The organism is Pseudomonas sp. Leaf434 (genome assembly GCF_001425545.1).
Classification (GTDB): Bacteria; Pseudomonadota; Gammaproteobacteria; order Pseudomonadales; family Pseudomonadaceae; genus Aquipseudomonas; species Aquipseudomonas siliginis.
Genome location: NZ_LMQZ01000007.1, coordinates 237,321 through 251,607, shown reverse-complemented (window position 1 = coordinate 251,607; position 14,287 = coordinate 237,321). Strand labels below are relative to the sequence as shown.

The 14,287-nt window shown below is 61.3% G+C and carries 11 protein-coding genes; 1 reads left to right on the top strand and 10 read right to left on the bottom strand.

From position 1 onward, the window contains the following. Nucleotides 1–10 precede the first annotated feature (10 nt). The 10 genes from hutI to hutC form a co-directional block, all read right to left on the bottom strand. The gene (hutI, locus tag ASG55_RS13270) at nucleotides 11–1,216 is read right to left on the bottom strand and encodes an imidazolonepropionase (RefSeq protein WP_056787280.1); all 1,206 of its coding nucleotides are present in this window, start codon (nucleotides 1,214–1,216) and stop codon (nucleotides 11–13) included. A 244-nt stretch (nucleotides 1,217–1,460) separates the two neighbouring features. After that, entirely contained in the window at nucleotides 1,461–2,993 is a 1,533-nt protein-coding gene (gene hutH, locus ASG55_RS13265; RefSeq protein WP_056787278.1) for a histidine ammonia-lyase, read from the bottom strand. 116 nt (nucleotides 2,994–3,109) lie between these two features. Beyond that, nucleotides 3,110–4,633: a histidine ammonia-lyase gene (hutH, locus tag ASG55_RS13260; protein ID WP_056787275.1), complete on the bottom strand. Its 1,524-nt coding sequence runs from the start codon at nucleotides 4,631–4,633 to the stop codon at nucleotides 3,110–3,112. A gap of 184 nt (nucleotides 4,634–4,817) precedes the next feature. Next, nucleotides 4,818–5,648, bottom strand: coding sequence for a quaternary amine ABC transporter ATP-binding protein (locus ASG55_RS13255; protein WP_016772086.1), 831 nt, complete (start codon nucleotides 5,646–5,648; stop codon nucleotides 4,818–4,820). Further along, on the bottom strand, nucleotides 5,645–6,496 hold the full coding sequence (locus ASG55_RS13250) for an ABC transporter permease (protein ID WP_016772087.1): 852 nt from the start codon (nucleotides 6,494–6,496) through the stop codon (nucleotides 5,645–5,647). Before ASG55_RS13250 ends, ASG55_RS13255 begins: the two co-directional genes overlap by 4 nt. Nucleotides 6,497–6,566: 70 nt before the next feature. Next, a complete protein-coding gene (locus ASG55_RS13245) occupies nucleotides 6,567–7,535 on the bottom strand; it encodes an ABC transporter substrate-binding protein (protein ID WP_056787273.1) in 969 nt (322 codons plus the stop codon). Nucleotides 7,536–7,606: 71 nt separating this feature from the next. After that, a complete protein-coding gene (locus tag ASG55_RS13240) occupies nucleotides 7,607–9,079 on the bottom strand; it encodes a purine-cytosine permease family protein (RefSeq protein WP_056787270.1) in 1,473 nt (490 codons plus the stop codon). 148 nt (nucleotides 9,080–9,227) lie between these two features. Continuing rightward, a complete protein-coding gene (gene hutU, locus ASG55_RS13235; protein ID WP_016772090.1) occupies nucleotides 9,228–10,916 on the bottom strand; it encodes a urocanate hydratase in 1,689 nt (562 codons plus the stop codon). A gap of 475 nt (nucleotides 10,917–11,391) precedes the next feature. Then, on the bottom strand, nucleotides 11,392–11,961 hold the full coding sequence (locus tag ASG55_RS13230) for a HutD/Ves family protein (protein ID WP_056787268.1): 570 nt from the start codon (nucleotides 11,959–11,961) through the stop codon (nucleotides 11,392–11,394). Continuing rightward, nucleotides 11,958–12,668, bottom strand: a complete 711-nt coding sequence (gene hutC, locus ASG55_RS13225; protein WP_162803449.1) for a histidine utilization repressor — start codon at nucleotides 12,666–12,668, stop codon at nucleotides 11,958–11,960. Before hutC ends, ASG55_RS13230 begins: the two co-directional genes overlap by 4 nt. Before the next feature lie 146 nt (nucleotides 12,669–12,814). Here hutC and ASG55_RS13220 point away from each other — a divergent pair, with 146 nt between their 5' ends. Continuing rightward, the gene (locus tag ASG55_RS13220; RefSeq protein WP_056787265.1) at nucleotides 12,815–14,179 is read left to right on the top strand and encodes a formimidoylglutamate deiminase; all 1,365 of its coding nucleotides are present in this window, start codon (nucleotides 12,815–12,817) and stop codon (nucleotides 14,177–14,179) included. Nucleotides 14,180–14,287: the final 108 nt, after the last annotated feature.

The window sequence follows — 14,287 nt, the reverse complement described above, 5'->3', positions numbered from 1 at the left end:
AACCGCCCTCCTAGAAATTCGATTCGACGCCGTGACGCACGACGCGCTTGTCCAGATCGCCACCGAGCCAATAGGCCAGATCCGCTGGACGCTCGATGTCCCACGCCACGAAATCAGCGACCTTGCCGACCTCCAGCGAGCCATGGGTCTGCGCCATGCCCATCGCCTGCGCGGCATGGATGGTCGCCCCGGCCAGAGCTTCTTCCGGGGTCATGCGGAAACAGGTGCAGGCCATGTTCAGCATCAGGCGCAACGACAGCGCCGGCGAGGTGCCGGGGTTGAGGTCGCTGGCGATGGCGATTTTCACCTTGTGCTTGCGCAGCGCTTCCATAGGCGGCAACTGGGTTTCGCGCAAAAAGTAGAACGCGCCCGGTAGCAGCACGGCGACGGTGTCGGCAGCGGCCATGGCGATCGCGTCGTCCTCGTCCATGAACTCCAGGTGATCGGCGGACAAGGCTTTGTAGCGTGCGGCGAGGCTGGAACCATGCAGCGAGGACAATTGCTCGGCGTGCAGCTTCACCGGCAGTCCGAGTTGTTGCGCGGCGACGAAGACCCGCTCGACCTGCTCCGGCGAAAACGCCAGGTATTCGCAGAACGCATCCACGGCATCGACCAAACCTTCGGCGGCGAGGGCCGGAAGCATCTGCTCGCAGACCAGATCGATGTAATCGTCGGCGCGATCCTTGTACTCCGGCGGCAAGGCGTGCGCCGCCAGGCAAGTGCTGCGCACGCTGATCGGCAGCTCTTCGGCCAGGCGCCGGATGACTCGCAGCAGCTTGCGCTCATTGGCCAGATCGAGACCGTAGCCGGATTTCATTTCCACCGTGGTCACGCCGTCGCGCATCAGGCTTTTCAGGCGTTTGGCGGCGCTGGCGAACAACTCGTCTTCGCTCGCTTCACGGGTGGCGCGCACGGTGCTGGCGATGCCGCCGCCCTGCGCGGCGATCTCGGCGTAGCTGACGCCTTGCAGACGCTGCTCGAACTCGCCGCTGCGGTTGCCGCCGAACACGGTGTGGGTGTGGCAGTCGATCAGACCGGGGGTGACCCACGCACCCTGCAAATCACTGACCGCCGGGTATTCGCCGGACGGCAATTGAGTGCGCGGGCCGATCCACTCGATCAGCGTGCCGGACGTCACGATCGCGGCATCCTCGATGATCGAATAGGCGCCGTTGGCCATGGTTGCGACGTGGCAGTGTTGCCAGAGGGTTTTCACTGTTGGCCTCCGTTTGGGTTTGTATGGTGAGCAGCCTCAAAAGCCCCTCACCCTAGCCCTCTCCCAAAGGGAGAGGGGACTGACCGTGTTGTTCTGTCGAGATATGCCGACCTGAAATTTCTCAGCCGAACTCACGTTGCGAAAACACTGAAGATCGGCTCCCTTCCCCCTCTCCCCCTTGGGGGAGAGGGCTGGGGTGAGGGGGATCGATTTAACTAACAATACAAATCTCCCCGTAAAGCGCTTACAAACTAGGCAACAACTGCCCAGCAACAAGCTCGGTCAGACACCGCGAAGCCAGCAATTCAGTCGCCGCATTGATGTCCGGGGCAAAGAATCGGTCCTTCTCATAGAACGGCACTTCCTTGCGCAAGATCGCCCGTGCCTGTTCCAGCTTCGGCGAAGTCTTCAGGCCGTTACGCAGATCCAGGCCCTGCACCGCCGCCAGCCATTCCACGGCGAGAATGCCGCGAGTGTTCTCGGCCATTTCCCACAGACGCTTGCCCGCCGCCGGGGCCATCGATACGTGATCTTCCTGGTTGGCCGAGGTCGGCAGGCTGTCCACCGAATGTGGATGGGACAACGCCTTGTTTTCGCTGGCCAACGCCGCAGCGGTGACCTGAGCGATCATGAAACCGGAGTTCACCCCGCCATTGGCCACCAGGAACGGCGGCAGTTGCGACATGTGCTTGTCCATCATCAGCGAGATGCGGCGTTCGCTCAGCGAGCCGATTTCAGCGATGGCCAGGGCCATGTTGTCAGCGGCCATGGCCACCGGTTCGGCGTGGAAGTTGCCGCCGGAAATCACGTCGCCTTCAGCGGCGAATACCAGCGGGTTGTCGGAAACCGCGTTGGCTTCGACCGCCAGCACTTCAGCGGCCTGGCGGAACTGGGTCAGGCAGGCGCCCATGACTTGCGGCTGGCAGCGCAGCGAATACGGGTCCTGGACCTTGTCGCAGTTCTGGTGCGAGGCGGAGACTTCGCTGCGCTCGCCGAGCAGATCGCGATAAGCCGCAGCGGCGTCGATCTGTCCTCTCTGCCCACGCGCGGCATGAATGCGCGCGTCGAACGGCGAGCGCGAACCGAGCACGGCTTCTACGGTGAGACTGCCCAGCGCCACTGCACCGGCAAACAGATCTTCGCCTTCGAACAAACCGCGCAGGGCAAACGCCGTGGAAACCTGAGTACCGTTGAGCAGCGCCAGACCTTCTTTAGCCGCTAAAGTCAGCGGCGCCAGGCCTGCGACTTTCAGTGCTTCGGTGGCTTCAAGCCATTCGCCCTTGTAGCGCGCCTTGCCCTCGCCCAGCAGCACCAGCGACATGTGCGCCAACGGCGCCAGATCCCCCGACGCACCGACCGAACCTTTCAGCGGAATGTGCGGATAGACCTCGGCATTGATCAGCGCGATCAGCGCATCGATCACCTGCCGACGGATGCCGGAAAAACCACGGCTGAGACTGTTGACCTTGAGCACCATGATCAGTCGCACAAGGTCATCGCTGATCGGCTGGCCGACGCCGGCAGCGTGCGAGAGCACCAGCGAACGCTGCAGGTTCTCCAGGTCTTCGCTGGCGATGCGCGTCGAGGCCAGCAGGCCGAAACCGGTGTTGATGCCGTAGGCGGTGCGGTTCTCGGCGAGGATCTGTTCGACGCAGGCGACGCTGGCCTCGATCTGCGCGCTGGCGCTGTTGTCGAGGGTCAGTGTGACCGGGTTCTGATAGACGTCACGCAGTTGGGCCAGGCTCAGTTGGCCGGGGATCAGATTCAGCGCAGTCATTAAAATGCTCCTGTCAGGCATTGTTATTAACTACCAGTCGCTCCGGAGCATTCCGTTATCCGTCGTTTCTCGTCTTGTGAACGATCCACGCCTTGGCACGCTGGTATGGGTAGTTGTCAGTGCAAATTCGGTAGAACGTTGTGCGGCAGATTCGGGTCTTTCAGCACGGTCGCAGCGGCAGCGATATCCGGCGCCAGCCAGCGATCCTGATCGTAGGCGGGGACCGTTTCGCGCAGCAGTTTCCACGCGCGGTCAGTGCCCACGCCAAAGCGCTGTTCCTTGAGGAATTCAAACGCCTGCGCCGCCAGCAGGTATTCAATCGCGAGGATCTGCGTGCAGTTTTCCAGCGCGCGATGCAGCTTCAGCGCGGCGTTGGTGCCCATGCTCAGGTGATCTTCCTGCAGGCCCGAGGTGATGTAGTTGTCGAGTACCGCCGGTTGCGCCAATTGACGGTTTTCCGCACACAGCGAGGCGGCGACGTATTGCACGATCATCATCCCCGAGTTGACCCCGGGATTGGCCACCAGAAACGCCGGCAGACCGCTGACGTGCGGATTGACCAAACGGTCCAGACGACGCTCGGCGATCGAGCCGATTTCAGCCATGGCAATCGCCAGCAGATCCGCCGCCATCGCCACGGATTGACCGTGCGGGTTGGCCTGCGACATCACCCGGAAATTGTCCGGTGTGCCCAGCAGTAACGGGTTGTCGGTGCAGCCGTTGAGTTCGGCTTCCACCTGTTTGATTGCGTGCTCCAATTGATCACGCGCGGCGCCATGCACCTGCGGGATCGAGCGGATGCTCAGCGCGTCCTGAGTGCGAATGCCTTTGCTTGCGGCGATCACTTGGCTGCCATCGAGTAATGCACGCAGATTTTCGCCGACCTGCTGCATGCCCGGATGCGGCTTGAGCGCAATGATCTCGGCATCGAACGCATCGATCTGGCCGCGCTGGGCTTCGAAACTCATCGCACCAATGACATCGGCCCATTGCAACAGCCGCGTAGCATCAGCTATCGCCAGGCAACTGAGGCCGGTCATGCAAGGCGTGCCGTTGACCAGACACAAGCCATCCTTCGCGCCGAGCTGCACAGGTTGCAGGCCCTCTTCGGCCAGCGCCTGTTGCGCCGAAATGATCTGCCCGCGATAACTGACATTGCCAACGCCGAGCAGCGCGATGCCGATGTGCGCCATGTGCGTCAGGTAACCCACCGAACCCTGCGACGGCACCTGCGGGGTGATGCCGCGATTGAGCAGCGCCAGCAGCCCTTCGACCACACGCCGATGCAGGCCGGACTTGCCGTGGCTGTAGTTGTGAACAGCAGCGCAGATGATTGCGCGGGTCTGCTCGTCGCTGAGCACCGGGCCGACACCGCAGGCATGGCTGAGCAAGGTGTTGCGCGAGAGTTGGCTGAGCTGTTCGTCCTGCAGCGAGACGTTGGACAGACCGCCCAGACCGGTGTTGACGCCATAGGCGCGCTCGCCGCTGGCGACGATGCGCTGGACGATGGCCTGAGCATTATCGATGCGCGCCCAGGTTTCGCTGGACAGTTCCAGCAGCGCACCGTGCCGGGCAACGGCGACCACGTCCTGCCAACGCAGAGGGCTGCCTGTGATAACGATTTTTTCAGCCTGGGACATCTAAAACCTCATACCAATTCTGTTGATGCCGGTAACCCTGTGGCGAGGGGATTTATCCCCGTTGGGTGGCGAAGCCGCCCCAAACCATGCCCGCAAATCCGTCAGACAGACCGCAGTGGCCGGTTTTACGACTGCTTCGCAGCCGAACGGGGATAAATCCCCTCGCCACAACGGCCACTCAGTCTCAGACCACTGCCGCGCGCCGCTGCACGAACCGGTCGACATACTCATCCGCCGGCGAGTGCAGGATCTCTCTTGGCGTACCCACCTGGATCAACCGGCCATCCTTGAGAATCGCGATGCGATTGCCGATGCGCACGGCTTCGTCGAGGTCGTGGGTGATGAAGACGATGGTTTTGTGCAGGGTCTTTTGCAGTTCCAGCAACTGGTCCTGCATCTCGGCGCGGATCAACGGATCCAGCGCACTGAATGCTTCATCCATGAGGATGATGTCGGTGTCCGCCGCCAATGCACGGGCGAGGCCGACGCGCTGACGCATGCCGCCGGAGAGCTGGTGCGGGTATTTGTTTTCGTAGCCTTTTAGACCGACGGTGTTGATCCAGTGCAGCGCGCGTTCGGCGCAGACCTGCTTGCTCTCGCCGCGCACTTTCAGGCCGTAGGCGACGTTATCGAGCACGGTTTTGTGCGGCAGCAGGCCGAAGCTCTGGAACACCATGCTGATCTTGTGTCGGCGAAATTCGCGCAGGGCGTCCATGTCGTACTGCAGGATGTCCTCGCCATCGACCAGAATCGCCCCGCTGGTAGGATCGATCAGGCGATTGAAGTGGCGCACCAGGGTGGATTTGCCCGAGCCGGACAGGCCCATGATCACAAAGATTTCACCGGTGCCGATGCTCAGCGACAAGTCGTTCACGCCGACCACGCAACCGGTTTCGTTGAGCACCTGGTCCTTGCTCTTGCCCTGGCCGACCATGGCCAGCGCGTCCTTGGCGCGGTTGCCGAAAATCTTGAAGACGTTGCGCACTTCGATCTTGCTCACGCTTGCGTTGCTCATTTGCTCACCTCGTGGCGTGGCCGACCGTACGCTTGAGTAATGCGGTCGATGACCACCGCGAGAATCACGATCGCCAGCCCGGCTTCGAGACCTCGGCCGACGTTGAGCGTCTGAATCCCCACCAGTACGTCTTCACCGAGGCCGCGGGCGCCGATCATCGAGGCGATCACCACCATCGACAGGGCCATCATCGTGGTCTGGTTGATCCCGGCCATGATGCTCGGCAGCGCCAGCGGCAGTTGCACGCCGAACAGTTGTTGCCAGCGGTTGGCGCCGAAGGCATTGATCGCTTCCATGACTTCGCCGTCGACCTGGCGAATACCAAGGTCGGTCAGGCGAATCAGCGGGGGCGCGGCGTAGATCACCGTGGCGAAAATCGCCGGCACCTTGCCCAGGCCGAACAGCATCAGCACCGGAATCAGGTAAACGAAACTCGGCATGGTCTGCATGATGTCGAGCAGCGGCATCAGCACCGAACGCAGGCGATTGCTGCGTGCAGAGAGAATCCCCAGCGGGATACCGATCAGCACCGAAATGATCGTCGCGACCATCATCAGCGCCAGGGTCTGCATGAGTTTGTCCCAGAGGCCGACCGCACCCACCAGAAACAGCAAGCCGACAATCACGGCGGTGGTCACGACCTTGCGCGTGGCGTGCCAGGCGATGACACCGACGATTGCCAGCATCAACCACCACGGCGCCGCACGCAGCAAACCTTCGAGACTGACGATGGCCCACAACAGCGTGTCGGAGATATGCCGGAACACGTCGCCGTAGTTGGTCACCAGCGAATCGACCCAACCGTTGACCCAGTCGGCGATGGAAAAGGTAAAGCTTTCGGGAAACATAAGGGACTCTCAATCAAGGGGTTGCGATCAAGCGTCCGGCTGCCGTGGCTGGCAGCCGGGGAAACCTGACCTACAAGGCCGCGTCGATTTTCTTGGCTGCGTCGTCGCTCACCCATGCGTGCCAGACTTCAGGATGTTCCTTGAGGAAGATTTTCGCCAGTTTTGCCGACTCGATGCGTTCCTTGGCCATGCGGCCGAGGTTCTGATTGAGCAGGTCGATCGGCAGGTTGACCTTTTCCAGCACGGCGACCAGTTCCGGGGCTTCGTCGTGGAAGGTTTTCGACAGGCCGACCTTGATGCTGACGGTCTTGTCGACGCCGGGTTTCTCTTCCAGTTTGACTGCATCGATCTGGCCCATCAGCGGCGTTGGCGACCAGTAGTAGAAGAGGATCGGCTCGCCACGCTTGTAGCTCGACAGCACCGCTGCATCCAGCGCAGGTCCGGTGCCCGGACGGAAGTTGGTGTAGCTGTTTTCCAGGCCGTAGCTCTTGAGCATTTCGCTGTTGTCGAGCTCGCAGGTCCAGCCGGCCGGGCAGTTATAGAAGCGGCCCTTGGACGGCTCTTCAGCGTCCTTGAACACGGCGGAATACTTGCCCAGGTCAGCGATGTTTTTCAGCTCCGGGGCTTTCGCCTCGAGCTTGCGCTTGGCGTCGCCTTCGATCACGTAACGCGGCACGTACCAGCCTTCGACCGCGCCCACCACCGGTGCACCGACACCGATGACCTTGCCGGCCTTCTCGGCCTTGTTCCAGACCTCGCTACGGCTGACCCACTCTTCGGCGAACACTTGAATATCGTTACTGCTCAGGGCGTTTTCCATGGTGATGGAATTGCCCGGCAGGCTGTCGGTCTTGCAGCCGTAACCTTTCTCCAGCACCACTTGCAGCACGTCGGTCAGGAGCATGCCGCTTTCCCAGTTCAGCCCGGCAAATTTCACCGGTTTGCCCGATTCGCACCAGCCGGCGGCTTGCGTCGCGCCGGCACTGGCCAACAGGCCCATGGACAGCAATGTGGTCAGCAGGGTCTTGTTCGATTTCATTGTCGTGACGCTCCTAATCATGAATGGGCTTACGGCAGTTCAAGAGGCATCCAGCCTGGTCCACGTCCAGATCAGGCCTGCGCCGCAGCGCGACCGGCCCCGCTCGTTTTTGCTTGTAGGGTGCTGTTCTGCTCGACCGGCAGAATCAGGCGATCGGGCACTGCGCTGTGCCATTTCTTTGCGCAGAAGTAATAGACGGCGGCCGGGAGAACCAGACCGATGATCCAGGAAATGTCGACATCACCGAGGGCGGCCACCAGTGGGCCGGTGTAGAACTTGGTCGAGATGAATGGCAACTGCACCAGCACGCCGAACACATAGACGCTGATACCGAGCAGGTTCCAGCGACCGTAGCGGCCGTCCGGATCGGCCAGCGCCGGCACGTCGTAACGCTCGCGGGTGATGCAGTAGTAGTCGACCAGATTGATCGCGCTCCACGGGGTGAAGAAGGCGAGCAGAAACAGGATGAACGACTTGAACGCACCGAGGAACGAGTGCTGTCCGAGCAAGGCAATCAGGGTTGCCGCGCCGACGATGAACAGCACGAACACCAGCCGTTGCATGCGGGTAACCGTCAGGTGTCCTTTGAAGCCACTGATGATGGTGGCGATGCACATGAAGCTGCCGTAGGAGTTCAAAGTGGAGATGGTCACCTTGCCGAACGCGATGCTGAAATACAGCAGTGCGGCAGTGGCGCCGGTACCGCCGAGTCCGACGATGTAGGCGACTTCATGGCCAGCGAATTGACCGTTGGCCGACGCGGCGGCAAATACACCGAGAACCATCGCGACCTGCGCGCCGATCACCGAACCTGCGCCAGCGGCGAAAAAGGTTTTCACCGATGAAGTGGCGCTCGGCAGGTAACGCGAGTAGTCCGCCACATACGGGCCGAAAGCGATCTGCCAGGACGCAGCCAGCGACACCGCCAGCAGAAAGCTGCTCCAGCTGAAATGACGAATCTGCAGGAGCGCACCAACGTCGGTCTGGCTCATCAGCCGCCAGAACAGGAACACGAAAGCGATCACGCCAATCACACTGGCGACGCGGCCGATCCAGTGGATTACCCGGTAGCCAAGCACCGTGACCAGCACGATGACGCTGGCGAAAATCAGGATGCCTACACTGTCGCTGACACCGAACAACTGGCCCAGCGCTTGCCCGGACAGCACCGTTCCGGTGGCGGTGAAGCCGAGGTACATCAGGCACACCAGCACGATCGGAATCGCAGCGCCGTAAACGCCGAATTGCACACGACTGGAGATCATCTGCGGCAGGCCCAGTTTCGGTCCTTGCGCGGCATGCAGCGCCATCACACCACCGCCGAGCAACTGACCGATCAACAGACCGATCAGCGACCAGAACACATCACCGCCGAGCACCACGGCCAAGGCCCCGGTGACGATCGCAGTGATCTGCAGGTTGGCGCCCATCCACAGGGTGAACTGACTGAACAGACGACCGTGTCTTTCCGCTTCCGGGATGTAGTCGATCGAACGCCTTTCGATCAACGGAGTACTGCCTGCACGTTCGTTGTTAACCGCCATGATTCAACCTCTGTGGATTGCTATTCGGGTTCACTGAAATTCCTCTGTGGGAGCGAGCCTGCTCGCGAATCGGTGTATCAGGCACAGCAGTAGCGACTGACACGACGCCTTCGCGAGCAGGCTCGCTCCCACATAAAACCAGAGCGTGTTACCCGCCAGTGATCATCGGCAGATTCAGCCCCTGCTCTTTCGCGCAGTCGATGGCGATCTGGTAACCGGCATCCGCATGACGCATGACGCCGGTAGCCGGGTCGTTGTGCAGCACGCGAGCGATGCGCTCGGCGGCTTCATCGGTACCGTCGCAGACGATCACCATCCCCGAATGTTGCGAGAAGCCCATGCCGACACCGCCGCCGTGGTGCAAAGACACCCAGGTCGCGCCGCTGGCGGTGTTCAGCAGCGCGTTGAGCAACGGCCAATCGGAGACGGCGTCGGAACCGTCCTGCATCGATTCGGTTTCGCGGTTGGGGCTGGCCACCGAGCCGGAGTCGAGGTGATCGCGACCGATCACCACGGGGGCCGACAGCTCACCGCTACGAACCATTTCGTTGAAGGCCAGACCGAGCTTGGCGCGCTGGCCCAGACCGACCCAGCAGATACGTGCCGGCAGACCCTGGAAGCTGATGCGCTCGCGGGCCATGTCCAGCCAGTTGTGCAAATGCGCGTCGTCCGGGATCAGCTCTTTGACCTTGGCGTCGGTTTTGTAGATGTCCTGTGGATCACCCGACAGCGCCGCCCAACGGAACGGGCCGATGCCACGGCAGAACAGCGGACGGATGTAGGCCGGCACGAAACCCGGGAAATCGAAAGCGTTTTCGACGCCTTCTTCCTGAGCCATCTGACGGATGTTGTTGCCGTAGTCGAAGGTCGGAATGCCTTGCTTCTGGAACTCCAGCATGGCTTTGACGTGCACCGCCATCGACTGCTTGGCGGCTTTGATCACAGCGGCCGGTTCGGTCTTGGCGCGGGCGCGGTATTCGTCCCAGCTCCAGCCGGCCGGCAGGTAGCCGTTGAGCGGATCGTGGGCGCTGGTCTGGTCGGTGACCATGTCCGGGCGCACGCCGCGCTTGACCAGTTCCGGGAGGATTTCCGCCGCGTTGCCCAGCAGCGCGATGGAAATCGCTTTGCCTTCTTTGGTGTATTTGTCGATGCGCGCCAGAGCGTCGTCGAGGTCTTTGGCTTGCTCATCGACGTAACGGCTCTTCAGGCGGAAATCGATGCTGACTTGCTGGCATTCGATGTTCAGCGAGCAGGCGCCGGCCAGGGTGGCGGCCAGCGGTTGCGCGCCGCCCATGCCACCGAGGCCGGCGGTGAGCACCCAGCGGCCCTTGAGGTCAGCGTTGTAATGCTGGCGTCCGGCTTCGACGAAGGTTTCGTAGGTGCCCTGAACGATGCCCTGGCTGCCGATGTAGATCCAGCTGCCGGCGGTCATCTGGCCGTACATGGCCAGGCCTTTGGCGTCGAGTTCGTTGAAGTGTTCCCAGCTCGCCCAGTGCGGTACCAGGTTGGAGTTGGCGATCAGCACGCGCGGCGCGTTGCTGTGAGTCTTGAATACGCCGACCGGCTTGCCCGACTGCACCAGCAGGGTTTCGTCGTCATTCAGGTTGGTCAGGCTCTCGACGATCTTGTCGTAGCACTCCCAGTTGCGTGCGGCGCGGCCGATGCCACCATAGACCACCAGTTCTTTCGGGTTCTCGGCGACTTCCGGGTCGAGATTGTTCATCAACATGCGCAGCGGCGCTTCGGTCAGCCAGCTCTTGGCGGTCAGCGTGTTACCGCGTGCGGCGCGGATCTGCACGTCACGAAACTTGTTGCTGTTCTGGGTATTGTCAGTCACGAAAAAGACTCCTCAGCGATCAATTCAAACCAACCCTGGCAGTGGGCAGCAGCCTGCGCGCTGTGCTGCGCGACAAGCGAATCAGTGGACGCTGCGGAGAGTCTCGGACGACTCATACGCATACGTCTTTACTTGTACATACAAGCATATGCAATCAAGCGGCCAACTTGCTGGAGGAGTGTTCAGGAAAAATCAGAGGTAGGGCTGGAGAGCGCCTGAATCGAGGGTTCTGGCGTGAATGAAATTTTCTTCGCAGTTATTTTGGGGAGGTTGGGATTGGCTACGACAGCGTGGTTTTGCGCCACGCTGGGGCGTTCGGTAACAAGTTGGTGCGTAGAGGGAAACAAGAGTGGGGATGGCTTTCGTGGCGAGGGATTTATCCCCGCTGGGCTGCGCAGCAGACCGCTTTTTTTTATCAAGAATGGGGCCGCTTCGCGACCCAGCGGGGATAAATCCCCTCGCCACAGGGGTGTGTTCAGTTCTGGAGGAGTTCGATCACGCAGCATGCGGCGTTGGTAGAGACTTCGACCAGCCCACTGTTGCCGTCCAGCTGCAGGCAATCATGCCGACCGAGCTGCGAAACGCCGTCGCCAACACTCACGTCCATCCGCTCACTGACACTGAACACCAGCACCGTCGATGCCGAGCTGAAAAACCGCTGCTCACCGGCCAACCACTGCAACCGTGCGCTGTAACGTTGCGGCGCGTAGATCAGATTGAAATCGCGAATCGCACCGCCGAGCAAGGTGCAGGACACCTGACTTTCGCCGCTGAAGGCGAACGGGTCCAGCGGTAACAGTGGGCGGGTAGCGTCACCGTCGACGCACAGGGTCATGCCGTCGCCCTGCAACACGGTGATCACTCGCTGGTAACCGGCGAATGTCGAGAAACCGCCCGATTCGGTGATGTCGGCAATTGACAGGCGCCAGCCGAAACCGTCCAGGCCAGCGCCGGCATCACGGGTGATTTCCTCGGTGCTGCCGCCGCCGTTTTTCCAGGGCATGCGCGGGTAGCCTTCGGCGCGTAAAACCTTTATCTCATTCATTTGTGAAAGCGCCCTTCCAGACGATGACGCGAACCCGGGTGGATCAAACGCGCCGCCGTCACCGGTTGACGCCCCGACCACGTACGCCGACGAATCAGCAGGCACGGCTCGCCCTTTTCGATCTGCAGCAACTTGCACTCCGACGGCTCGGCAAGGATGGCTTCGACCACGTGTTCGCCCTCGGTCAGCGGCGCGACCTGGTTGAGATAGGCGTAGGGCGTTTGCAGAGTGAAATCCTGCTTGAGGTATTCCGGGGCGACCAAAGCGTTGACGAAACGGTCTTCGATTTGCACCGGAATGTCGTTTTCGTAGTGCACGATCAGCGAGTGGAAGACCTTCTGGCCTTCGCGCATATCCAGCGCCAGCGCGCGTTCGGAACCGGCGGCCTCTTCTTCGAGGGTGATGACCTGGCAAGTGTGGCGATGGCCGCGCGAGGCGATTTCGTCGGCAATGTTGTGCACTTCGAACAGCGCGGACTGGCTCTTCGGCTCGGCGACAAACGTGCCCACACCTTGCATGCGCACCAGCAGGCCGTCGGCGGTCATCTCGCGCAGGGCGCGGTTGATGGTCATGCGGCTGAAGCCGAGCTGGCTGACCAATTCGCTTTCCGACGGTACGCGGTAGTGCGGCGGCCAGTTACCGCTGTCGATCTGCTGGGTGATCATCTGTTTGACGCGGGCGTACAAAGGCGCCGGACTGTCGCCCATGTTCGCGGCCAACGGAGAAACTGGAGGCGGAGTCGGCACGGTTGATCCCTGTTCATTGGATGAAAGTGACTAGCTTGCCGGAGTTTACCGGGCAGGCAAACGTCTGTATATGTATATACAAATAACACACGATGGGGTGCCGAACGATGTCCGCCTTCTTTGCCGAACGCGCACTGCTGCCTAACGGATGGGCCAACAATGTACGTCTCGAGGTCAGCGCCGATGGCCTGTTGACCCGAATCCAGGCCGATTCCAGCGCAGACGGCGCCGAACGGCTGCGCGGGCCGTTGCTGCCGGGTATGCCCAACCTGCACTCCCACGCCTTCCAGCGCGCCATGGCTGGATTGGCCGAAGTGGCCGGCAACCCCAACGACAGTTTCTGGACCTGGCGCGATCTGATGTACCGCCTCGTCGGAAAAATCAGCCCCGATCAGCTCGGCATCATCGCCCGTCAGCTGTACATCGAAATGCTCAAGGCCGGTTACACCTCGGTCGCCGAATTTCACTATGTGCACCACGACAGCAACGGCCAGCCGTATGCCGATCCTGCCGAACTGGCTTTGCGTATCAGCCAGGCCGCCAGCGAAAGCGGCATCGGTCTGACCCTGCTGCCAGTGCTCTACAGTCATTCCGGTTTCGGTGGGCAAACACCTAACGATGGCCAGCGTCGCTTTATCAACAGCACTGAGAACTATCTGAATCTGCAAGCGCGGTTGCAGCCATTACTGGCGCAGCAAAAGGCGCAATCGCTGGGCCTGTGTTTCCACTCGCTGCGGGCGGTGACGCCACAACAAATCAGCGAAGTGTTGGCGGCCAGTGACAAACAATGCCCGGTGCACATACACATCGCCGAACAGCAAAAGGAAGTCGACGACTGCCTGAGCTGGAGCGGTCGTCGTCCGTTGCAATGGCTTTACGAGAACACTGAAGTCGATCAGCGCTGGTGTCTGGTCCACGCCACTAACGCCAATCCGCAAGAAATCACGCTAATGGCCAACAGTCGCGCGATCGCCGGGCTGTGCCTGACCACTGAAGCGAATCTGGGCGACGGAATTTTTCCGGCGGTGGACTTTCTTGCCCAGGGCGGGCGCATGGGCATTGGCTCCGACAGCCATGTGTCGCTGAGCGTGGTGGAAGAATTGCGCTGGCTGGAATATGGCCAGCGCCTGCGTGATCAGCGGCGCAATCGCTTGTATGGCGCGCAGCAGCCGATGGTCGGTCGCACCCTGTATGACGCGGCGCTGGACGGCGGTGCACAGGCACTGGGGCAGCCGATTGGCGCGCTGGAAGTGGGCAAGCGCGCGGACTGGATTGTGCTCGATGGCAGCGATCCGTATCTGGCGACGGCCAATGGCGACGGAATTCTCAATCGCTGGTTGTTCGCCGGCGGCGATCGCCAAGTGCGCGATGTGCTGGTCAATGGTCAGTGGGTGGTGCGCGATGGACGGCATGCCGGCGAAGAGCAAAGCGCCCGAGCTTTCACCCAGGTCCTGCGTGATCTCTTGGGCTGACCCAAAACCAAACTGTGGGAGCGAGCCTGCTCGCGAAAGCGGTGTATCAGTCAACATTCATATCGACTGATACACCCTCTTCGCGAGCAGGCTCGCCCCCACATTTGA